The 20,658-nt window shown below is 64.3% G+C and carries 25 protein-coding genes and 2 pseudogenes; 17 read left to right on the forward strand and 10 right to left on the reverse strand.

All coding sequences use genetic code 11. The annotated features are described in order from the left end of the window. Positions 1 to 40: 40 nt before the first annotated feature. The 5 genes from ACSQ3Z_RS26390 (at position 41) to ACSQ3Z_RS26410 (ending at position 3,031) form a co-directional block, all read left to right on the forward strand. Complete coding sequence (locus ACSQ3Z_RS26390; protein ID WP_436174230.1) at positions 41 to 574, forward strand: isochorismatase family protein; 534 nt, start codon at positions 41 to 43, stop codon at positions 572 to 574. A 22-nt stretch (positions 575 to 596) separates the two neighbouring features. Beyond that, entirely contained in the window at positions 597 to 1,070 is a 474-nt protein-coding gene (locus tag ACSQ3Z_RS26395; protein ID WP_436174231.1) for a GFA family protein, read from the forward strand. A gap of 446 nt (positions 1,071 to 1,516) precedes the next feature. Then, positions 1,517 to 1,684 carry a hypothetical protein gene (locus ACSQ3Z_RS26400; protein WP_436174232.1) on the forward strand — a complete coding sequence of 56 codons (168 nt, stop codon included), beginning with the start codon at positions 1,517 to 1,519 and terminating at the stop codon, positions 1,682 to 1,684. A gap of 176 nt (positions 1,685 to 1,860) precedes the next feature. Further along, complete coding sequence (locus ACSQ3Z_RS26405) at positions 1,861 to 2,565, forward strand: Crp/Fnr family transcriptional regulator (protein WP_436174233.1); 705 nt, start codon at positions 1,861 to 1,863, stop codon at positions 2,563 to 2,565. 283 nt (positions 2,566 to 2,848) lie between these two features. Further along, complete coding sequence (locus ACSQ3Z_RS26410; protein WP_436174234.1) at positions 2,849 to 3,031, forward strand: hypothetical protein; 183 nt, start codon at positions 2,849 to 2,851, stop codon at positions 3,029 to 3,031. Positions 3,032 to 3,078: 47 nt separating this feature from the next. On the opposite strand, the gene ACSQ3Z_RS26415 is transcribed toward ACSQ3Z_RS26410, so the two are convergent. Then, positions 3,079 to 3,489 (reverse strand): hypothetical protein, encoded by a 411-nt coding sequence (locus tag ACSQ3Z_RS26415; RefSeq protein ID WP_436174235.1) that lies wholly within the window; start codon positions 3,487 to 3,489, stop codon positions 3,079 to 3,081. A 113-nt stretch (positions 3,490 to 3,602) separates the two neighbouring features. Between ACSQ3Z_RS26415 and ACSQ3Z_RS26420 the strand changes: the two genes are divergently transcribed. Both ACSQ3Z_RS26420 and ACSQ3Z_RS26425 read left to right on the forward strand, forming a co-directional pair. Further along, entirely contained in the window at positions 3,603 to 4,238 is a 636-nt protein-coding gene (locus ACSQ3Z_RS26420) for a DUF6151 family protein (protein ID WP_436174236.1), read from the forward strand. A gap of 281 nt (positions 4,239 to 4,519) precedes the next feature. Continuing rightward, positions 4,520 to 4,675, forward strand: coding sequence for a hypothetical protein (locus tag ACSQ3Z_RS26425; RefSeq protein WP_436174237.1), 156 nt, complete (start codon positions 4,520 to 4,522; stop codon positions 4,673 to 4,675). On the opposite strand, the gene ACSQ3Z_RS26430 is transcribed toward ACSQ3Z_RS26425, so the two are convergent. Next, complete coding sequence (locus ACSQ3Z_RS26430) at positions 4,672 to 5,208, reverse strand: imm11 family protein (RefSeq protein WP_436174238.1); 537 nt, start codon at positions 5,206 to 5,208, stop codon at positions 4,672 to 4,674. The two genes, ACSQ3Z_RS26425 and ACSQ3Z_RS26430, sit on opposite strands and share 4 nt — an antisense overlap. Positions 5,209 to 5,301: 93 nt before the next feature. Here ACSQ3Z_RS26430 and ACSQ3Z_RS26435 point away from each other — a divergent pair, with 93 nt between their 5' ends. Further along, positions 5,302 to 6,966 (forward strand): FAD-dependent oxidoreductase, encoded by a 1,665-nt coding sequence (locus tag ACSQ3Z_RS26435; protein ID WP_436174239.1) that lies wholly within the window; start codon positions 5,302 to 5,304, stop codon positions 6,964 to 6,966. A 117-nt stretch (positions 6,967 to 7,083) separates the two neighbouring features. Here the strand turns inward: ACSQ3Z_RS26435 and ACSQ3Z_RS26440 are convergent, their stop codons facing one another. Next, positions 7,084 to 7,398, reverse strand: a complete 315-nt coding sequence (locus tag ACSQ3Z_RS26440; protein WP_436174240.1) for a GYD domain-containing protein — start codon at positions 7,396 to 7,398, stop codon at positions 7,084 to 7,086. Positions 7,399 to 7,595: 197 nt separating this feature from the next. Continuing rightward, entirely contained in the window at positions 7,596 to 8,336 is a 741-nt protein-coding gene (locus tag ACSQ3Z_RS26445) for a sulfotransferase family protein (protein WP_436174241.1), read from the reverse strand. 335 nt (positions 8,337 to 8,671) lie between these two features. On the opposite strand from ACSQ3Z_RS26445, the gene ACSQ3Z_RS26450 reads away from it, so the two are divergent. Then, positions 8,672 to 9,871, forward strand: coding sequence for a PLP-dependent aminotransferase family protein (locus tag ACSQ3Z_RS26450; RefSeq protein ID WP_436175149.1), 1,200 nt, complete (start codon positions 8,672 to 8,674; stop codon positions 9,869 to 9,871). Between the two features lie 78 nt (positions 9,872 to 9,949). Beyond that, positions 9,950 to 10,753, forward strand: a complete 804-nt coding sequence (locus tag ACSQ3Z_RS26455; RefSeq protein ID WP_436174242.1) for a hypothetical protein — start codon at positions 9,950 to 9,952, stop codon at positions 10,751 to 10,753. 104 nt (positions 10,754 to 10,857) lie between these two features. Here ACSQ3Z_RS26455 and yghU read toward each other — a convergent pair whose 3' ends face one another. Continuing rightward, on the reverse strand, positions 10,858 to 11,724 hold the full coding sequence (gene yghU, locus ACSQ3Z_RS26460) for a glutathione-dependent disulfide-bond oxidoreductase (protein ID WP_436174243.1): 867 nt from the start codon (positions 11,722 to 11,724) through the stop codon (positions 10,858 to 10,860). A gap of 253 nt (positions 11,725 to 11,977) precedes the next feature. Here yghU and ACSQ3Z_RS26465 point away from each other — a divergent pair, with 253 nt between their 5' ends. Next, entirely contained in the window at positions 11,978 to 12,880 is a 903-nt protein-coding gene (locus ACSQ3Z_RS26465) for a S1C family serine protease (RefSeq protein WP_436174244.1), read from the forward strand. A 33-nt stretch (positions 12,881 to 12,913) separates the two neighbouring features. Here ACSQ3Z_RS26465 and ACSQ3Z_RS26470 read toward each other — a convergent pair whose 3' ends face one another. Then, entirely contained in the window at positions 12,914 to 13,525 is a 612-nt protein-coding gene (locus ACSQ3Z_RS26470) for a hypothetical protein (protein ID WP_436174245.1), read from the reverse strand. A gap of 205 nt (positions 13,526 to 13,730) precedes the next feature. Between ACSQ3Z_RS26470 and ACSQ3Z_RS26475 the strand changes: the two genes are divergently transcribed. Further along, a complete protein-coding gene (locus tag ACSQ3Z_RS26475; RefSeq protein WP_436174246.1) occupies positions 13,731 to 14,330 on the forward strand; it encodes a YdeI/OmpD-associated family protein in 600 nt (199 codons plus the stop codon). 45 nt (positions 14,331 to 14,375) lie between these two features. Here the strand turns inward: ACSQ3Z_RS26475 and ACSQ3Z_RS26480 are convergent. After that, positions 14,376 to 14,705 (reverse strand): annotated as a pseudogene (locus ACSQ3Z_RS26480) (alkaline phosphatase family protein); the annotation flags it as partial. Between ACSQ3Z_RS26480 and ACSQ3Z_RS26485 the strand changes: the two are divergent. Continuing rightward, a pseudogene (locus ACSQ3Z_RS26485) lies at positions 14,706 to 14,951 on the forward strand (c-type cytochrome); the annotation flags it as partial. It lies immediately after the preceding pseudogene. A gap of 7 nt (positions 14,952 to 14,958) precedes the next feature. On the opposite strand, the gene ACSQ3Z_RS26490 reads toward ACSQ3Z_RS26485, so the two are convergent. Beyond that, positions 14,959 to 15,651: a winged helix-turn-helix transcriptional regulator gene (locus ACSQ3Z_RS26490; protein WP_436174247.1), complete on the reverse strand. Its 693-nt coding sequence runs from the start codon at positions 15,649 to 15,651 to the stop codon at positions 14,959 to 14,961. Positions 15,652 to 15,829: 178 nt separating this feature from the next. Between ACSQ3Z_RS26490 and ACSQ3Z_RS26495 the strand changes: the two genes are divergently transcribed. Both ACSQ3Z_RS26495 and ACSQ3Z_RS26500 read left to right on the forward strand, forming a co-directional pair. Beyond that, the gene (locus ACSQ3Z_RS26495; RefSeq protein ID WP_436174248.1) at positions 15,830 to 16,156 is read left to right on the forward strand and encodes a DUF1330 domain-containing protein; all 327 of its coding nucleotides are present in this window, start codon (positions 15,830 to 15,832) and stop codon (positions 16,154 to 16,156) included. A 142-nt stretch (positions 16,157 to 16,298) separates the two neighbouring features. Further along, the gene (locus ACSQ3Z_RS26500; protein ID WP_436175150.1) at positions 16,299 to 16,799 is read left to right on the forward strand and encodes a hypothetical protein; all 501 of its coding nucleotides are present in this window, start codon (positions 16,299 to 16,301) and stop codon (positions 16,797 to 16,799) included. Positions 16,800 to 16,862: 63 nt separating this feature from the next. Here the strand turns inward: ACSQ3Z_RS26500 and ACSQ3Z_RS26505 are convergent, their stop codons facing one another. Further along, positions 16,863 to 17,336, reverse strand: a complete 474-nt coding sequence (locus tag ACSQ3Z_RS26505) for an Lrp/AsnC family transcriptional regulator (protein WP_436174249.1) — start codon at positions 17,334 to 17,336, stop codon at positions 16,863 to 16,865. Positions 17,337 to 17,436: 100 nt separating this feature from the next. On the opposite strand from ACSQ3Z_RS26505, the gene ACSQ3Z_RS26510 reads away from it, so the two are divergent. Continuing rightward, entirely contained in the window at positions 17,437 to 18,633 is a 1,197-nt protein-coding gene (locus ACSQ3Z_RS26510) for a diaminopropionate ammonia-lyase (protein WP_436174250.1), read from the forward strand. Positions 18,634 to 18,643: 10 nt separating this feature from the next. Continuing rightward, the gene (locus ACSQ3Z_RS26515; protein ID WP_436174251.1) at positions 18,644 to 19,798 is read left to right on the forward strand and encodes a M20 aminoacylase family protein; all 1,155 of its coding nucleotides are present in this window, start codon (positions 18,644 to 18,646) and stop codon (positions 19,796 to 19,798) included. A 35-nt stretch (positions 19,799 to 19,833) separates the two neighbouring features. Here ACSQ3Z_RS26515 and ACSQ3Z_RS26520 read toward each other — a convergent pair whose 3' ends face one another. Further along, entirely contained in the window at positions 19,834 to 20,511 is a 678-nt protein-coding gene (locus ACSQ3Z_RS26520) for a GntR family transcriptional regulator (protein WP_436174252.1), read from the reverse strand. Between the last annotated feature and the right edge of the window lie 147 nt (positions 20,512 to 20,658).

A 20,658-nucleotide genomic window follows, 5' to 3' on the forward strand; every position in this document is an offset into this window, starting at 1 on the left:
CATCCTTGACCCTCCAGCCGCCCACGCTATCTTCGCGCCCATGTCAGAACCCAGCCTCGCCCCCCTCATCGTCATCGATCTCCAGACCGGCATGTTCGACGGCCGCTTCGAGCCGCCGATCCATGATGCCGACGGCATGGTCGCCCGCACGCGCGCGCTGATCGACTGGGCGAGGCGGAGCGGGCGCAAGGTGGCCTTTGTCAGGCATGATGGGCCGGCGGGCGATCCGCTGGCGCCGGGCTGGCCGGTGTGGCCGGCGCTCGGCCAGGCCAGGGACGAGCCGACCTTTGCCAAGAGCGTGCGCAATGCCTTCAGCAATTCAGCCCTTGGCGAATGGGTGGCCGGGCAGGGTGCGGGCGAGGTCGTGCTTGTCGGCGCGCAGACCGATTTTTGCATTGCCGCGACGGTGAAGGGTGCCTTCGCCGAAGGGCTCGGCGTTACCGTGGTTTCCGACGCCCACTCGACGCTGGACACGCCCGGCGAGACCGCCGCCGAGATCGTCGCCCGCCACAACGCCGCTTTCACGGAGGCGGGCGTCACGCTGGTGACGACGAAGGCTCTGACGGGCGGCTGAGGCCAACCCGAGGAGGCCCACTTTGTCACACCTGACCCTGCCGGCCGAAGGCGGATGCCGTTGCGAGCGCGTTCGGCTGAAGATTTCCGCGCCGCCCTTGCTCACCATGGCCTGCCATTGCACCGGCTGCCAGTCTATGTCGGCCAGCGCCTATTCGCTGAGCGCCGCCTTTCCGAGCGACGGGTTCGAAGTCACTGAGGGCGAGCCGGTGATCGGCGGCCTGCACGGCGCATCGCGGCATTTCTTCTGCCCGCATTGCATGAGCTGGATGTTCACGCGACCGGAAGGGCTCGACTGGTTCGTCAACCTGCGCCCGACCATGCTCGACGATCCAGGCTGGTTCACGCCCTTCATCGAGACCTGGACCAGCGAGAAGCTGCCCTGGGCGACGACGCCGGCCGTGCACAGCTACGCGGCGCTGCCGGCGATGGAGGAGTATGAGGCGCTGACGGTCGAGTTTGCCCGAAGCTTCGCGACGGCCGGCTCCGCCGGCTGACCGCGCTTGGTCGCGCCGGTGCCGACGGAGCAGGGGTGGTTGCCACCACATATTGCTTGATGGGCGCGCGGGCCTGCCGTGGTCGACGCGGCTGCGGGGGCGCATGTTGGGGTGTGCACTGAGCTCGCGCCGACCAGGGCGGCTCGTACCGCCGCAATAACAGCATCGCACATTGCCCGTCCGCCGAAACTTCCGCGAAAGCGGAATAGGCGGGCGGTAAAGGGCGGATTCGGCGAAGGCCAACTGGGCGTCTTCACATCCTTCGCCGCTACCCTTGCCCCGGCGATGCACGGTGCGCGCTCTCGGCACTTGATGTTGGCCGGCTAATATATCTCTCGCTAAAGATTGTTCGAAAGCGTACACTTACCAAATCGCCAGTCACATCATGGGCGCTGACGCTTGGGAGCGACCATCGCACTCCTGCCCCAACCGGAGGCATCGGAGCAATGGCAGAGCAACCGGGACAGTCCGGTCTGGGCGCTGAGGCCGTAGCGACGCTGGCGCGCGAATCCGGGGCCACTGAGCAGCAAATACGAGAGATCGCTTCGCTGATCGGCACCGATCGCGCGTCCATCCTGAGGGAAGCGCGCCTCGTGGCCCGCGATCGCTCGTAGCGTTAATCCGGAAAAAGCTGTTGGATGGATTTGTGGGCACGGCCCCAAATTGTCGGTTTCGTACCAAGCCCGATTGATGAAAAAGAGTGGGCTATCCTCCAACGACTGTTTGCATGCACCCTGGGCGCAGACGGCTGGGAGATGACAAGCGCTCTTGCCCTTCGCGGGAGAGAGCGGTGGACCAGACGGTCAGCAAGGATAAGAGCGACCTTTTGCGCCGCATGAACCCGGCCGACTTTGCGCTGCTCGCGCCTCATTTGCACAATCGTTTCCTCGACCTGAAGGTTTTGCTTGAAACGGCAGGCGAGCCGATCAGGTCGGTTTGCTTCCTCGAAAGTGGCATCGCCTCGGTGGTGGCCAGGAACCGGCCGGGCCTCGACACCGAGGTCGGCATCATTGGCCGCGAAGGCATGTCCGGCTCTGCCTTGGTGATGGGCGCCGACTGGGCGCCTAACGATTGCTACATCCAGATGACGAGCGAGGCGGTCTGCATGGACGCGGCACCGTTCAACGACGCGCTGCAACGCAGCCAGACGCTTCGCCCCTTCCTGCTGCGCTATGTCCACTATCTGCATATCCAGACCAGATCCACGGCGTTGAGCAATGCCCGTGCGAAGCTGGAGGATCGGCTGGCCAGATGGCTGCTGATGTGTGACGACCGGACAACCGGCGAGCAAATTTTGATCACCCACGAATTCCTGGCGATCATGCTTGGCGTCAGGCGCCCTGGCGTGACGATCGGTCTTCAAATGCTGGAGGGACGCGGTCTTATCCGGTCCCGACGCGGCGAGATCACCATTCGCGACAGGGATGGTCTGGTCAGCGTCGCCGACGGGTTCTACGGCCAGGCGGAGGCCGACTATGGCCGGCTGTTTGAGTAGCCCTTCAGGGCATCTGTGTTGGATGTGACCGACGCGGGTGCCCGGTTGAGGCACGTTGCCTGAGTCGCGTCGGCCACTGCGGCTTACTTTGGGGTGCACCGCGCGTCATCTCTAGCATCTGGCAAAGTGCGGGCAACGACCACCGCCGCTTGGTTAAATTCGTACAATCAGATTCCGATTGAACCCTGGCTTGAACGGCATATGAATCCTGTGTCACCGGTATGTCTCGGGCGCGGTGCTTGAGAGTTCGCAAAGCTCCCGCCCCTGTGAACGGGAGACAGACATGGCAGACGGCCATTTGGATGTATCCGCCTTCGACTGCGACATCCCGCGAACCGCATTCATCAAATCGGAAGGCCATGTCCCGGAAGACCAGTGGCGCATGCTCGCCACGTCCCTCATCCGCGACTTGACCGGCCACGAAGACGTCGACCCCGACATGCTGGACTGGATCACGCGCAAATAGCGCCGCTGGTTTTGCTGCGCTGACCTTTCGGTTCGGAAGGGCCGTGCTCAACGCGCCTGGCGACGGCAGGCCAGCGCCGCCGCACCTACCCCAACCCAAGCGGCCTGCCGTCTTCGGCAGATACGCTGCGGCAACACAATAAGTTGCAAAGAAAATTGCCCGCCGCCGTAATTTGGGCGGATAGACAAAGGGCCCGACACCGGGGGGTAGTGTGGTGCCAGGCCCTTGCCGTCGGGTTCGACAGCAACAATGCGCCAGTGCCGGCTGGTGTCGCAAGGCGGACCATGGTCCGCACCAAAGGTCGCCTCTGATCGCAGACCAAGGAAGGTGAGCAGCAGTTTTCCATCCGGAGTTGCATAAAAACAAATACTTAGAGCGATGCGCTGGATGCGGCCTTCGGGTGTGGTAGCCAGGCCGGGTCGCAACCCAGTGCCGTCAATGTGAACGACGATGCCCATCAACGGCCAGCTTCGCCCCTCAGGAGAGAATTGCGAGGACACCAATCCACACGGTGTCCAGGGGCAAGCCTCGCCCCCGAAATCATGACGCGCCGGATCAGGGAGCTTGTCGCATGGCATTGGCCGCAAAGGATATTCCGCTTCGTTGCCGTTGCGGCCGCGTCAGCGGCGTCGCCGAGGCCGTTGCGCCGCATACCGGCTTCCGCTTCACCTGCTACTGCCGGGACTGCCAGGCCTTCGCGCGCTTCCTCGAGCGGCCGGATATGCTCGACGTGGCGGGCGGAACGGACATCTTCCAGATGCCGGCGGGCCGCGTGACGCTTGCCACCGGCAAGGACGCCGTGCGCTGCCTGCAATTCTCAGACAAGGTGCTGCGCTGGTACACGGAGTGTTGCCGGACCCCGATCGGCAACTCAGCCGGTCCGCGCTTCCCGGTGGTCGCCATCACCCATTCCTTCATGTGCCACGATGCCGAGCCCCGCGACACGGTGCTCGGCGCGCCGCATTGCCGGATCCATGAACTCTCCGCCGTCGGCCCGCTGCCGCTCAACGCACCGCCGCCACCGACTTTCAGCCTGTTTACACTGCGCGTCTCAAAACTCCTCTTCTGGTGGCTGCGCGGCCTCGGCCGGCCGAACCCGCTCTTCGACCAGCACACGAACGCCCCGCTCTCCATGCCGCGCGTCATCACACCGGCCGAGCGCGACGCGCTGGCTGGTGGCACGAGGTCCATTCGCCTGGAGTCTTGATCGTCACGTCCGGACAATGTTCTGGCAGGCTGCCCCTGGAACGGGAAGGTGAATCAGCGCGGCAGCCAACAAGGCTAAGTGTCGGATATCGCAGGCAGCTTGCTCGGCGGTGGCGCACGCCCCTCCCAAATTGATTTGCATGCAAATGTTTCGAACTGGCACGGTTTCGTGAAGCTCTTCACCGTTCCCGCGCAATCGATCGGATACAGACGGGTCGCAAAACCGGTGCCGTGTTAGAGGGCAGCACTGCTCTTTCCGCCGCTACGATATGGAGGATGTCGATGTTCAAAACCCTTGGCCGAATTGCGGCTGCTCTCAAGCGAGCCGGCAAGCGCAAGGAGACGAAGCGCGCATTGGACAATCTGTCGCCAGAAATCCAGAAGGACGTCGGCTGGTCGGAGCCGGCCCCATCCGACGAGATTCGGCTGCCGTTCTAACTGGCCGATGTCCACACCGGCTTGAACGACACCGTTCTCAGCCCGGCGTTTCGGACGCGCTCGACGAACACCTCGTTGACGAACACGGAAGACGCGCGCATCGGCAACTTGAAGATCTCGGCGTTGCCGATCCGGTCCGCATGGAACGCGTAGCGTTCGATTGCGAGGATGCTGCCGTCCTCGAACGTGACGATCTGCGACCGCTCCTTGTCCAGCGCGTCGACTACATTGGTGACGTTGAAGAGCCAGACCTCTTCGCCGCGAAGCGGCAGCAGCTGGCCATAGGGCTGCAGTGACGCCCCCAGCGCATCGACGGCCGACTTGCGCAGCAGCGGTGCGTGTTCGCCAAGCCAGGGGAAGTCCGAATAGGCATAGACGCGGTCGTCGTCGGCGATACGCTGCATGAGCGGCGGATCCCATGTGTCGAGAACCCGTCCATCCAGGCCGAAGAAGAATTCGAAATAGCTTTCATCAACCGGCAGAACCCACTCCTGATCCTCCAGGACCGCGAACTCGTAGAGGCTGATCGGCATCGGTCGGCATCCTTGCGCCAGGGGGTAACGCTCTCCGCCTTTTTCTGTTGATCACGGCCAAAAAACAACGCTAATTGATGCCTGCGAGGGGCCATGCTGACAGTTGATGAAGTGGGAGCGATCCCGTTGTTTTCGGGTCTGCCGGCGGCCGAGCTGAAGCGGCTGGCGCAGATGGCGGCCGACCTTCATCTCAGCCCTGGAGAGTTCGCGGTCCACGAGGGTGGAGAGGCAGCACTTTTTGCGGTTCTCGCCGGCAAGATCGAAGTGGTAAAAACCTTCGATGGCGTCGAGCGGACGCTCGGCTGGCGGCTGCCGGGAACGATCTTCGGCGAGGTGCCGATCGCGCTTGGCTCGGGTTTTCCGGGCGGCTATCGCGCCGCCGAACCGTGCCGCGTCATGCGCATCGAGGTCCAGCAATACTATTCCATCGCCGCGGTTTCGAAAGACGTGGCCCAGAAGGTCAGCGCGCTTGCCCGCGAGCGGATGGGCGGGCTGCAGAGCGTCACCGCCGAGCCGCAGAAGCCTCGCGTGACACTGGTCGGCCACCGCTGGGATACAATGTGCGGGGAGCTCCGCCGGTTTCTCGCCCGCAACCAGATCTCGTTCACCTGGCTGTTGCCCGACACGTCGGATGCCGAGGCCTTCTGGTCCGCCCAGGGCAGGCCGGCTCAAGATGGTCCCGTTGCCCTTCTGGCGGATGGAGCGCTCATCGAAAGACCCGCCGTGCGCGATCTGGCCATCCGCCTGGGGCTGCAGACGCGCCCGCGCGGCGCCGAATACGATGTCGCGATCATCGGCGGCGGGCCGGCCGGTCTTGCCGCGGCCGTCTACGGCGCTTCCGAGGGCCTGCGCACCATCGTCGTCGAGCGCGAGGCGCCGGGCGGCCAGGCAGGCACGTCGTCGCGCATCGAGAACTATCTTGGCTTTCCGAGCGGCATCTCCGGCGACGAGCTTGCCAGCCGCGCGCTGCAGCAGGCGAAGCGGCTCGGCGCCGAAATACTGGTCACCCGCTCGGTCGCCGGCATCGACCCGGCAACGCATGAGGTGGTGCTCGACGGCGCTGATGTCGTGCGCGCCCGCAGCCTCATTCTTGCCACCGGCGTGGCCTGGCGCCGTCTCGCCATCGACGGGTTCGACCGGCTGATCGGCAAGGGCGTCTATTATGGCGCGGCGCGCAGCGAGGCGAGCAGCACCCATGGCCAGGATGTTTACCTGATCGGCGCCGGCAATTCGGCCGGCCAGGCGGCGATGCATTTTTCCGGCCATGCGCGCAGCGTGACGCTGCTGGTGCGCGGGCCGTCACTTGCCGACAGCATGTCCCACTATCTGATCGAGCAGCTCAGGGCGAAATCCAACGTAAAGGTCCAGCTTCGCTCCGAAGTCCAGGCCGTGCACGGCGAGACGCACCTGACCGCGATCGACATTCTCGACAAGGCCGGCAACGAGGTGAGCCGGCACGAATGCGGCGGGCTGTTCGTGTTCATCGGTGCCAATGCCGAGACCGAGTGGCTGCCGGCAGACGTCGCACGCGATGCGCGCGGCTATGTGCTGACCGGCGACGACGTGAAGAAGGCCGGGCACTGGTCGCATGGCCGCGACCCCTATCTGCTCGAGACCAGCGCGCCCGGTGTCTTCGCCTGCGGCGACGTGCGGCTGAGCCCGGTCAAGCGCGTCGCCTCGGCGGTCGGCGAGGGCAGCATGGCCATCGCCTTCGTCCACCAGTATCTGGCCAATGAAGGCAAGACCCAGCGCGGTTGATGGCCGGGTCGCCTGGCTTGACGGGCCAGGCTGGCCGGAGCGTTAACCGCGGTTCATTTCGGGACCCGGCAGCACGGGTGCGTTCAATCGAGCCGTGCTGCCAGGTTGGTCAGGCGATCAGCCGGCAGGCTTGTAGGAGCCGGCAGCCTTTTTGGCGGCGGCGAGCACCCCCTGCATGTCGAGTTCTTCGAGGATGACGAGGTCGCTCACCGAACCGCTTGCCCGCACGGCGAGGGCCATGCCCATCCCGGCAGTCTGGTCCGGCACCTCACCATTGACGACGACATCATAAGCGCCGCGCGTAAACATCAGGCTCACCATCTTGCCGCCAACGCTTTCGAACAGCGCCTTGATCGCAGCCTCCCGGTCCGATCCCTGCATCAGGCCCTTGGCGGCGTGAGGTGCATAGTTTGCCAGTATGGTAACCTTCATGGCTGTCTCCTCCTGATATCATTGTCTCAGGCTGCTCAAGTGTATGAGCAACGCGGAGTTGATTGTCTTTTCACTGACTTTGACGTGGCCTGTGGACCGCCTGGGCAGCCATGGCCAACGGCAGTTCATGACCGAAGCGATGCTTCGGTCCGCAGCAATATGCGCTTAATCTAATATAACGACAATCCCGCCGCGCTCTACCCCAGCCACCACCACAGCGCCGCGATCACCGCCACGACGCCGGCGATCGACAATCCCAGCATGATGTAGGAGCCAATGATCACGCTTTTGATAACCTTCTTGAGGCTGGCGCGGTCGTTGAGGTTGGGGAAGGGCTCGGCCGGTTCGGCGACGCCGAGGAAGCGGCAGAGCGGCGCCCAGCCGTCGGTCACCGTGAACACCAACAACTTGTCCGGCGGCACCGCCGCCTTCACCTCCTCGGTGTAGGCATCGTAGCGCGCGATCGCCTTGGCGCGGTCGTCCATCACGCCGGCCAAGGTGCGGCCCCATACCAGCTTGCTCGACATGTCGCCGAATTTTCGGCCGAACGGCGTCAGCCATTCCAGGATCTTGAACTGCCAGACATTTTTGGTGAAGTAGATCGTGTCGATCGTGCTCTCGTACCAGGCTTCGGCGCCGCGCGGATGCAGCGTCAACAGCACCTTGGCGTCGGGATAGGCGGCCAGCAATTCCTTCCACACGCAGCAGCCGGGATTGTCGACGGTGGCCGTGTAGTTGGCAAACACCTGGTTCCAGTCGTGCTGGCTGCCGGGTGGGCTGTTCGCCACCTTGCGCCAGAAGTCGAGATGGCCCTTGTTGGCCTTGTTGAGGATGACTTCCTGCATGTGGTAGCTCGGAAAGCCGAGCTTGTTCAGCGCGGCAAAGGTAGACCACGTGCCGGTGCGGCCGAATCCGGCCCCGATGAGCTTGAGTGTCATCCCCCGTGCCCCCCATTTTCTGGACCACTGTTCTTTTTATGCGGATCCACCGAAACGAGGTTGCATCGACCCCGGCAAGCGCGCAACAAATTTCCATGCGCAAACGCTAAAACGTGAATTTCTGCTTTGGGCCACGCGGAAGGACCTTCTGGCTATTCCCGCGGGAGGGAGAGCCTGATAATAGGTCAGTGAGATTGACCTATATACGAGCATGATCCCAAAAAGTGGGAACCGGTTTTTGGATAAGATCATGCTCCAGCCAAAACATGACCCGGGTTTGAGGTCATGCTCGAAGAAATCTCAAAAAATCCACGGGGAGGTGGGCTGTGACATTGATGGACCTCTTGGCGTCGCGCTCGTCGCGCATGAAGGCGTCGGAAATCCGCGAACTGCTAAAACTGCTCGACCAGCCCGACATCATCTCTTTTGCCGGCGGCATCCCCGACCCGGCGCTGTTCCCGATCGAGGCCATATCCGAAGCCTATGCTTCGGTGCTCGGCGGCGCCGAGGCGGGATCGGCACTCCAGTATCAAGTCAGCGAGGGCTATTTGCCGCTCAGAAAATGGCTGGCCGGTCAGATGGGCAAGCTCGGCGTCGCCTGCGACGAGCACAACATCTTCATCACCTCTGGATCGCAGCAGGCGCTGGACTATCTCGGCAAGCTGTTCCTCTCGCCCGGCGACACCGCTTTGGTCACCTGGCCGACCTATCTCGGCGCGCTGCAGGCTTTCAACGCCTATGAGCCGCGCTACGACCGGCTGACGCCGGACGGCGGCAACATGACGCCGGCGGCCTACCATGCAGCCGCTGCTGCCGCCGGCGGCAAGGTAAAATTCGCCTATCTGGTGCCGGATTTCGCCAACCCGACTGGCGAGACGCTGAGCCTCAGGCAGCGCGAGGCGGTGCTCGATCTCGCCGGCGAGCTCGACATCGCCGTCATCGAGGACGCCGCCTATCGCGCGCTGCGCTATGACGGCGAAGGCGTGTCGCCGATCCTGGCGATCGACTGCGCCCGCTCCGGCGGCATCGAAAACGCCCGCACGCTCTATTGCGGCTCGTTCTCCAAGATCCTGTCGCCGGGCATGCGCGTTGGCTGGGTCTGCGCGCCGCGCCGCGTCGTGGAGCGGCTGGTGCTGATGAAGCAGGCGTCGGACCTGCACAGCCCCTCGATCAACCAGGTGGCCATGCACCGCGCCGCCGAAGCCGTCTTCGACCGCCAGGTGGACAAGCTCATCGGCGCCTACCGCGAACGCCGCGACGGCCTGCTTGCCGCGCTCGCCGCGCACATGCCCAAAGGCGTCAGCTGGAACCGGCCGGATGGCGGCATGTTCGTCTGGGTGACGCTGCCCGAAGGCACCGACGCCACCGCGCTGCTCGCCCGCTCGGTCAAGGAGGCCCGCGTCGCCTTCGTGCCGGGCAACGCCTTTTTCGCCGACGGTTCGGGCCGCAACACGCTGCGGCTGAGCTTTACGCTCGCCGACAAGCGCGCCGTGAGTGAGGGGATTCCCAGGCTGGCGGCGCTGCTGAAGGGGTAGGGCAGCGCGGCGCTGACGCTGTCTCGATACCATTGAACCTCTTGAGCGCTCCGCCCGGAGGTGACAGGTTGGCGCCCCATGGCCGCCGCGTCGACATCGCCCCGCATCATCCTGCTCATCGGCAGCGCGCCCGATGTGGTGCGCTGCGAGGCCTGGCCGAAGGCGGCCTTCTGCCGGATCGTCGCCATCAACAATGCCTGGCGCGTGCGCCCCGACTGGGATTTCCTCGTCCATGCCGGCGACTTTCCGCCGGACCGGCTGCCGCCGCCGCAGATGCTGCGCCAGGCGCAGATCTTCAGCGCAGCGCACTACGTGCCGGCGCAGAACAGCTTTGGCGGCTTCGTCTATGCCGGCGGCACCATGGCGATGACGGCGGCCTACTGGACCATCCACAGCCAGAAACCAGACGTGCTCGCCTTCCTCGGCTGCGACATGATCTACGACCAGCCGGACAAGACGCATTTCTACGGCATCGGCCGTGCCGACCCGCTGCGCGACGACCCGACACTGCGCGATCTCGAGGCCAAGTCGGCGCGACTGCTGGTCCAGGCGCTGAAGCGGCAATGCCTGTGCATCAACCTGTCCGACCTGCCGCAGAGCCGGCTGATCTTTCCGCGCCTGACATTCGAGGAATTGCAGGGCCTGTCGCAGGCCGGCGTCGCCCGGATGCAGGCCGAGATCCTGGCCGGCATCGAGCTCGACGCAGCCGACAAGGCCGAGAAGGTCGAACAGGACCTCGGCTATTTCTACGAGGACGGCATGTACTGGAAACACCTCGACGAGATCGACGAGACGCGTCTGGCGGATATAGATCGGCTTTGGATGTCAGCTGTCGGGGAACTCACGGCTCGGCCGGCTGAGGAATGCAGCGCCGCGGAGTAAGCCCCGCGCTGGAGTCCTTAACTTTTGACTTGGAGATTGGCGAAGGCCGGGCGACATCCGATCTCCCCCACGAGGGGGGAGATCGGCAGCTTCAGCCGCTCAGCCTATTCCGCCGCGAGTCTATCCTGCGTCTTGGTCTCAAAATCGCTGGCGTCGTGGCGTTCGTGCAGTTGCATGGCCGGGTCGCCGAAGGCGCGGTTGACCATGCGCCCGCGCTTCACCGCCGGCCGGGCGTCGATGGCGTCGGCCCAGCGCTGCACGTGCTTGTATTCCTGCACGGCCAGGAACTCGCCGGAATCATTGTACATGCGGCCCTTGGCGAGCCCGCCATACCAGGGCCACACCGCCATGTCGGCGATCGTGTAGTCGGGGCCGCCGAGATATTCGCTTTCCGCCAGCCGGCGGTCGAGTACGTCCATCTGCCGCTTGGTCTCCATGGCGAAGCGGTCGATGGCGTATTCGATCTTTTCCGGCGCATAGGCGTAGAAATGGCCGAAGCCGCCGCCGAGATAGGGCGCCGAGCCCATTTGCCAGAACAGCCAGGACAGCGCCTCGGTGCGCGCCGCCCGTTCGGTCGGCAGGAATTCGCCGAACTTTTCGGCGAGATAGACCAGGATCGAGCCGGATTCGAACACCCGGACCGGCTTCGGTTCGCTGTAGTCCATCAGCGCCGGGATCTTGGAGTTGGGATTGACCCCGACAAAGCCGCTGCCGAACTGGTCGCCATCGTTGATGCGGATCAGCCAGGCGTCGTATTCGGCGCCCTTGTGGCCACGCGCCAGAAGCTCCTCCAGCATGATCGTCACCTTGACGCCGTTCGGCGTGCCCAGCGAATAGAGCTGCAGCGGGTGCTTGCCGACCGGCAGTTCCTTGTCATGCGTCGGGCCGGCGATCGGCCGGTTGATGCTGGCGAACGTGCCGCCATTCGCCTTGTTCCAGGTCCATACTTTCGGCGGTGTGTATTGGTTCATCGCGGGAGGCCTTGTGGTTTTCGACGGGGAGGGTCGGCTTGCGCCAGGTTGGATGGGGCGGGTTCGGTCTATACCCGGATATAGATAGCGCGGGCTGCAGAAAGTTCAACTTGTGTTGAACTACTATCGATGTCGACGCCGATCCACCGTCCCGCAAGGGGGCAAGCACAAGGGGGCAAGAAGGGCGTCAGCCCTTGCGCCTCACTCAATCCGCCATACCTATGGAAAAGACCGACCTTGCCAGGATGAACGGATGAACATCGATACCCTTTCGCGCTCCGTCGTGGCCGTCCGCGCCACGATCCCCGACGACGCCTTTACCGCCAACGCGCTGGGAACCCGCCGCGAAGGCAGCGGTGTCGTCATCCGCGATGATGGGCTGGTGCTCACCATCGGCTATCTCATCACCGAGGCCGAGGAGGTCTGGCTGACCGACCAGGATGGCCGCGTCGTCCCCGCCCATGCGCTCGCCTACGACCAGGAATCCGGCTTCGGCCTGGTGCAGGCGCTGTCGCCGCTCGGCTTGCCGGCGGTGGCGCTCGGCGATGCCCACAAGGCCAAACCCGGCGATGCCGTGGTGCTCGCCGACGGCATTGGCCAGCAGGTCCATGCGCATATCGTCAGCAAGCAGGAATTCGCCGGCTATTGGGAATATCTGCTGGACGAGGCGATCTTCATCGCGCCGGCCCATCCGTCCTGGGGCGGAGCGGCCCTGTTCGACGAGGACGGCCGGCTGCTTGGCGTCGGATCGCTGCGCCTGCAGATGAGCCGCGCCGGCGAGGTCGCCGACATCAACATGATCGTGCCGATCGACCTCCTGCCGCCGATCCTCGACGACCTCCTGACGCGCGGCCAGGTGGCCAAGCCGCCGCGCCCGTGGCTCGGCGCCTTCTCGGCCGAGTCGAACGGCGTCGTCATGGTAATGAGCGTCACCGAAGGCGGCCCCGCCGCCAAGGCCGGCCTGCGCCAAGGCGACATCATCTCGGACGTGCGCGACGGCGAAGTGGATGGTCTCGCCGACTTCTATCGCAAGCTATGGGAAAACCCGGCCGGCGCCGAGATCCCGCTCAGGGTGGTGCGCGACGGCCGTGAAACCTGGCTGCGGGTGAAATCGGCGGATCGCAACAGTTTTCTGAAGAAGCCGCATCTGCAGTGACCAGCAGATCAGCTTCGGCGCCGCGCTCCGCACTCACTCCCCGCAAGCCGAAAACCCCGTGCCTGTGTTCCACTCGGCGAACGGGATGACCGCGCCCTCGACCGACACTTTCTTGCGCACCGTCTTGCCGTCTGGCTGCTGCTTGCTGCTCTTGCCCTTGCCGGTCAGCACATTGTAGTCGCATCTGCTTTTGGAATTGTCCTTCAGGGCGTCGTCATGGACGTAGGCAAAGCCGGCGACGATGAAAGCGCCTTCGCGCCAGGCGATGGTCAGCGTCTGGTTGGTGCGCTCGCTGCCTTCCGGCATCGCCGGCAGATAGAACTTGATCGAGCCGTTCGCCAGCGCGGTCAGTTGCGGCTCGGTGTCGGAGTTCTTGTAGCCCGGCCGGTCGTAGCCGTTCCATTCGCCGTAGACCTGCTCGCGCACCACGCCAGCTGGCTTGAGATAATTGTGCTCCTTGTCCCCAAGGAAGAAATGCACGTCCATCGGGTCGCTGGGCTGGGTCTCGACGATCATCACCAGGTCGGTGGCGCCATCGCGGTTGAAGTCGCCGGTGGCGGCGGTGATGATCTTCTGGCTTTCGATCGGTTCGGCCATGGCTGAGGTCGACAGCAACAGCGCAAGCCCGAACAACAGCGATCGCATGGCATCCCCCCGAATTGCAGTCTGCCTGCCCGGCTCGACCAAACGGGAATGCAGCGCGCTTTGAGAACTTTCGGGCCGGAACCTGCCACGGGCGTTGGCAGAGGCGCAAGCCACCTTCGCAGGGTTTGCTATGAGGTCCTGCTGCTGCTTTATTCGAGGATGAGGAGGAACGCCATTTGACACTCGCAACAGGAAAATCCGCCTGATGGCGCCGGTCAAGGTCGATCCCGCCAAGGTACACGAATTCCCGGATCCGGAGAGCTTTTATGCCTGGCTTGGCAAGCATCACACCACCGAGACGGAAATCTGGATCAAGGTCCACAAGGTGGGTTCCGGCCTGCCGTCGATCACGCCCAAGCAGGCCATTGACGTCGTGCTGTGCTTTGGCTGGATCGACGCGGTGCGCAAGAGCCTCGACGACAGGAGTTACCTGCAGCGCTACACGCCGCGCGGCAAGAAGAGCATCTGGAGCCAGATCAATGTCGACAACGTCGCCCGCCTGATCGCGGAGGGCCGGATGACTGAGCATGGGCTGCGGGAGGTCGAGGCAGCCAAGGCCGACGGCCGCTGGGACCGCGCCTATGGAAGCGGCAAGGACATGAAAATCCCCGACGATCTGCAGGCCGCGATCGATGCCGAGCCCAAGGCTAAAGAAATGCTGGCCAAGCTCAGCGCCCAGAACCGCTTCGCGCTGGCCTTCCGCACCCACAACATGAAGACCGAAGCCGGCCGCAGGAAGAAGATCGAGACCTTCGTCGAGATGCTGAAGCGCGGCGAGACGATCTATCCGCAGGGGAAGAAATAATCGCGGGCGGCCTCGACCGAGCCCGCCCGCAACAGGAATGAGGCTCTACCGGCTGAGATCGAGCGCCGCCGTCAGGTCGCCCATCGGTGGCTGGTCGTTGTTGCGCAGCGCCTTGTCGCGGGCGACGATGCCCGGAAGCACCGGCAATTCGTAGCGCGCCGTGATGAAGCGCAGGATCGACGTCGTGTCATATTGCGTGTGGTCGACGGTGCCGATCTTCGCATAGGGCGAGATGATCATCGCCGGGATGCGGTTGCCCGGTCCCCAGCGGTCGGCCTTGGGCGGCGCGACGTGATCCCAGAAGCCGCCATTCTCGTCATAGGTGACGACAACCAGCATATGGCTTCATTGCGGGCTCTTCTCCAGATGCGAGACGTCGCCTTCTACGCCACGCGCGATACCGATCCCGGCCGCTGGTACCCCAAAAATGCCGACGGCACGATCCGGCAAAATGACGACCTGCCCAAAGCCTATTGGGCCAACCTCAACCAGGACCCGCCCTTCGGCAAAAAACCCGGCGGCAAGCCGGCGCTGACCGATCCCCAGATCGACGACATCGTCGCCTTCCTGCAGACGCTGACCGATGCCGACCAGCAGGCCGGCGCGACACCGGTCCAGTGAGCCGGCTCTACGCCGCGCGCTTGGGTTCGACCGCGAACGGGCTGAGCCCGAGCCAGGTCTGCATCTTCCTGCCGATGGCCTGGTCACCGGTCAAAACGACCTTTGCGCCGGCCTTCTCGACCGTCGTCAGCCCCATCCAGATCGCCGTCATCGTGTGCAGGTCGGTCGAGACGTAGAGATCGACCTCGAAGCCCGGATCGTACCAGCACAGATCGACCTCGCCATGCTTTTCGACGATCAGCCACCACGAGCGTTTCGAGGCCGGCAGATCCTGATACAGAAATTGTATCACCGTGCGTCCCTCGGGCAGCGGCGAGGGGTTCAGATTGCGGCGCATGTCCCACATCAGCAGCGACGGATCGAGGTTCTTCAGCGACAGCCGGGACTCGACCCATTTCTGCCCCCAGAACCCCATGGCCTCGACGACAGGACGCAAATCGCGACCGGCCTCGGTCAGCCGGTAGTCGAATATTCCTTTCTCGCCCAGGACCTCCTTGCGCTCGACGATCCCCGCCAGCTCGAGCTCCTTCAGCCGTTGCGACAGAAGGGTTGGCGACATTTTGGGAACGCCGCGGCGCAAATCGTTGAAGCGGGTCGAACCCGCCACCAGTTCGCGCATCAGCACCATCGTCCAGCGCGTGCACAACACCTCGGCTGCCATCGATAGCGGGCAGAACTGCTTGTATCCGTGCTGGGTCATGAATGGTGCCTCTCCCTCGAACCTGAGGCGAACATTAGCCCTTCGTGATTGAAGCGGCGAGTACAGAAACTGTACCGGCCCAGTACAGATCGCGGACTGGTTGGCGCGGGCCGTGCAATGCGACCCCATTGGCCGGTTGCACGGGATAGCCCTGTGCGCCGCAACCAGGAGACTATCCATGACCGCTTACGTTATCGCAGACATCAAGGTGAAGGACCCGAAATGGATGCCGGCCTATGCCGCATCGGTGCACGACCTCGTCCACAAGCATGGCGGCAGATATCTGGCGCGCAGCGGCAATGTGAAGACGCTTGAGGGCAAGCCGCTCGACACGACGCTGATTGCGCTGATGGCGTTCCCGTCTGAAGCGGCGGCGCGCGCCTTCGCCAACGATCCGGCCTACGCGCCTTTCGTCTCGGCCCGTCAGGGCGGCAGCGACAGCCGTTTCCAGCTGATCGACAACACCGACCTGGCCGGAACGATTTCGTATCTGCCGAAGGGATGATCGGCATTCGTCGCATCAAGTCCAAGCAACAACAATCACGGCGCTTGCCTGTCGCGCCGCCGTATTTTCGGCGGCCGGCCCGCTGTGCTTTTTCAGAAAGAATGGAAAGAACATGACACCAAACTTTTGCAACAGGCTTCTCATGGCAGGGGCCGTGCTCGTCGCTTGCGCCACGTTCGCACAGGCGCATCAGGAGGTCGCGGCGCCTGAATCCGGCACCAATCCGCTGGCCGACAAGGTACGGGCGGCCAACAACCGGTTTCTCGACGTCAAGGCCGCGACGGCTGAAGGCTATGCGCCCATTCCTTGCGCCAGCGGCATCACCGGCGGCGCCATGGGCGTCCACTACGTCAACGGCGGGTATCTGAAGGACGACAAGATCGACATCGCGCGTCCCGAAGCCGTGATGTACGAGCCGATGGCCGACGGCACGCTGAAACTGGTCGCGGTCGAGTACATCACCTCGAAGGGCCCGGCAGCGCTCGACGGCCAGCTGTTCAACTTCAACAGCGCCCCCAACCGCTACGGCCTTGGCGAGTTCTACGAGCTGCATGTCTGGGCCTGGAAAGGCAATCCGACCGGCACCTTCGCCGACATGAACCCGAAAGTGTCGTGCGAACACACGATGGCGCCAAGCCAATAGCTGACAGAGCTGGCGGTGAGGCTCGAACCGCCAATCTCCTCCCTCGTGGGGGAGATTGGCAACTCACCCCACCGGCACTTCCAGCCCGACCTTCACCCGGTCCATGGCGACGAAGGTGCGGAAGCGTTTGACGTTGTTGTTCTCGAAGAACAACCGCCTGGTCAGCGCCTCGTAGTCGGCCATCGTGGCGACCGTGACGACGAGGATGAAGTCGGCATCTCCCGTCACATAGTAGCATTGCTGCACCTCGGGCACGGCGATGAAGCTGCGCTTGGCGGCGTCGATCAATTCGGCCCGCTCGCTTTCCACCTCCACCTCGACGAACAGCGTGATCGGGTGGCCGAGCTTGGCCGGATCGACCAGCGCGACATTGGCGCGGATGATGCCGCTCTGCTCCATGCGCCGGATGCGCCGCTGCACGGCCGGCGCCGACAGGTTGACCGCTTCACCGATAACGCGCTGCGGCGTCGTGTTGTCCTTTTGCAGGATGGCGAGGATGGCGCGGTCGAAGGCGTCGAGGTTTTGCGAAACGGGCATCGCGACATCCAGACGAAACAAACTTGCAATCAGATGGTCGAAACAGAGCGCAATTCTCATCCGCCTTGCAATAGATTTCAGCCATTCAAGGGAAAAGACCATGGTGCTGCTCAACCGTCACCCCGAACACCGTCATCCCCTGGTCCAGGCCGATGCGGTATCGCTTGGCGTGGCCGGGGCCACTGAGGCCGAGCGGTTCCTCGGCTTGCGCGAGAACCATGCCGAAACGCCGCTGCATGCCCTGCCGGCGCTGGCGAGCGAGCTCGACGTCGGCTCGCTGCACGTCAAGGATGAAGGTTTGCGGCTCGGGCTCGGCAGTTTCAAGGCGCTGGGCGGCTCCTATGCCGTCATCCGGCTGGTGCTGGAGGAGGCTGCAAAACGGCTCGGCCGGAGCGTCGATGTCACGGAACTGGATGAAGCCGGGGTGCGCGCCATTGCCGCCGGCATGACCTTCGTCTGCGCCACGGACGGCAATCACGGCCGCTCGGTGGCGCAGGGCGCCGGCCTGGTCGGCGCCCGCTCGGTGGTCTTCGTCCATTCCGGCGTCAGTGACGAGCGCGTGGCGGCGATCGCCCGCTTTGGCGCCGAGATGGTGCAGGTCGACGGCGGCTATGACCATTCGGTGCGGGAAGCCGCCCGCGTCGCCGCCGAGCGTGGCTGGACGGTTGTCTCCGACACGTCCTGGCCCGGCTATGAGCGCATCCCCGGCCTGGTCATGCAAGGCTACACGGTGATCGTGCGCGAGGCGCTGCGGCACCTGCCCAAGCCACCCACCCATGTCTTCCTGCAGGCCGGCGTCGGCGGTTTCGCTGCGGCCATAGCAGGCCATCTCGCCATCGTGCTCGGCGAGGACAGGCCGACGGTGACGGTGGTCGAGCCCGCGCGGGCTTCCTGCATCTACGCCACCGCCGAAGCCGGGCGTCCGGTGAAGATCCCGCATGAGGAGCCGACGGTGATGGCGATGCTCGAATGCTACGAGGCCTCGCCGGTCGCCTGGCGCGTGCTGTCCAGGGTCGGCGATGCCTTCATGACGGTCGAGGAGGAAGACGCGGTAGCGGTGATGAACCGGCTGGCGCGGCCCGCGGGCGACGATCCGGCCATCGTCTCGGGCGAAAGCGGCGGCGCAGGGCTCGCCGGCCTGATCCGCGCCGCGGCGTTGTCGGACACGCGAGCAGCCCTCGGCCTCGATGCAGGCTCCCGCGTGCTCGTCATCAACACCGAGGGCGCCACCGATCCCGGCCGCTATGCCGAGCTGGTCGGCATGGCGCCAGAGGATGTCCTGCTGCAAACTGCATAGGGAGACGACGATGGCCGAGCTCGATCAGGAAAGCCTTCACCATGACATGACCGCATGGCGGCATGAATTGCACGCCCATCCCGAATTCGGCTTCGAGGAGAAGCGCACCTCCGCCTTCGTCGCGCAAAAGCTGCGCGAATTCGGCCTCGAGGTTGCCGAGGGCATCGGCGGCACCGGCGTCGTCGGCACGCTGACCAAAGGCAGCGGCAACCGCACGATCGCGCTGCGTGCCGACATGGATGCCTTGCGCATCGCCGAACAGGGCAGGATGACCTACCGCTCGCAGGCGCCTGGCACCATGCACGCCTGCGGTCATGACGGGCACACCTCGATGCTGCTCGGTGCTGCCAAACTGCTGGCCGGCGAAGGCGGCTTCGACGGCACGGTGCGCTTCATCTTCCAGCCGGCCGAGGAATGGGGCAGGGGTGCGCTCGCCATGCTGAACGACGGCCTGCTCGAGCGCTTCCCTTTCGAGGAGATCTTTGGCCTGCACAACATGCCGGGCCTCCCCGTCGGCCATTTCGAGACCCGCGCCGGACCGATCATGTCGGCCGAGGACAATTTCGAGATCGTGCTGAAAGGCGTCGGCGGCCATGCGGCGCGGCCGCATTCCGGCAGCGAGACGCTGGTCGCCGCCTGCGCTTTGGTCACAGCCCTGCAGACCATCGTCTCGCGCCGGCTGAGCCCGGCCGACATCGGCGTCGTCTCTGTCACCGAGCTGATCACCGACGGCACCCGCAACGCACTGCCGGGCCTCGCCCGCATCCTCGGCGACGCCAGGAGTTTCCGGCCGGAGGTCAGCGCGGCGATCGAGAAGCAGATGCGCAGGATCGCCGAAGGCACAGCGCTGGCGCACAATGTCTCGGCCGAGGTGACCTACACGCGCGAATTCGTGCCGCTGGTCAACGATGCGGCACTGGTCGACGAGGCCTTCGTGGCGGCCAGGAGCGTGATGGAAAACGACGCGGTCGGGGTGGCGGCGGAGCCGATGACCGGCTCGGAAGATTTCGCCCGTTTCCTCGAGCACGTGCCGGGCTGCTTCGTCTTCCTCGGCAACGGCAATTCCGCCCCGCTGCACAATCCGGCCTACGACTTCAACGACGAGGGCCTGCTGCACGGCGCCCGTTTTCATGCGGCGGTTGCGCGGCGGCGACTGCCGGGGTGATCTCCCCCCAGCGAGCGGAGGATTGGCAAAGCGTCTTATCTAGTCTCGACCCCGTCGCCGACCTTCTCGATCTCCTGCAGGTAGAAGATCTTGCTCGGCTGCAGATGGTCGACGCAGAGCTGGGCCAGCACCCAATTGTCCTTGCGCTTCATCGCCTCGATCATGAACCAGTGGTGCTGGCGCGAGACTTCGAGCTTATCGCGGTCGGCAAGCGAATTCGCCCGCACCGGCAGGCTGAGCCGCATGTAATGGTCGATTGACGACACCAGATAGTCGTTGCCGCAGGCCGAGAACATGGTCAGGTGGAAGCGGTCATTGGCTTCGTGGATGCCGCGCAGATAGTGGGCATCGACATGGGCGCTGTAGACGCGGTGGATTTCCATCAGTTCGGCGATCAATGCGTCGCTCGCCGGCAGCGGGATCATCAGCGCCGCCTGTCGCTGCAACAGCTCGCGCACTTCGTAGATCTGCCGCACCTCGTCCGGTGAAAGCCGCCGCACCATCGCGCCCTTGTTGCGCTCGCGGGTGACGACGCCGAGCTTTTCCAGCTGGTAGAGCGCCTGGCGGATGGTGTGGCGCGAGACCGGGAAGCGGGCGAGCAGGACGTCCTCGACCAGCCGCGTGCCCGGCGCCAGCTTTCCGAAGATGATGTCTTCCTCCAGCGCCTTGACGACGTCAGCTTCCTTGCCGCCATAGTCTGCCATGTTGAGCATCGTGTCGTCCTCGCGCCGTCTTGTGGGCCACTCTAGCCGCAGACCGAGCCTTCCCGCAACTGGAGTAAATGCCTCACATAATCGATAATATGGTGTGCATAAGCAAGGATGTTGCCTGATTTTGCGCACCCTGTAGAAATCGGAAGC

The sequence above is a fragment of the Mesorhizobium sp. LjNodule214 genome (assembly GCF_964252735.1).
GTDB lineage: Bacteria > Pseudomonadota > Alphaproteobacteria > Rhizobiales > Rhizobiaceae > Mesorhizobium.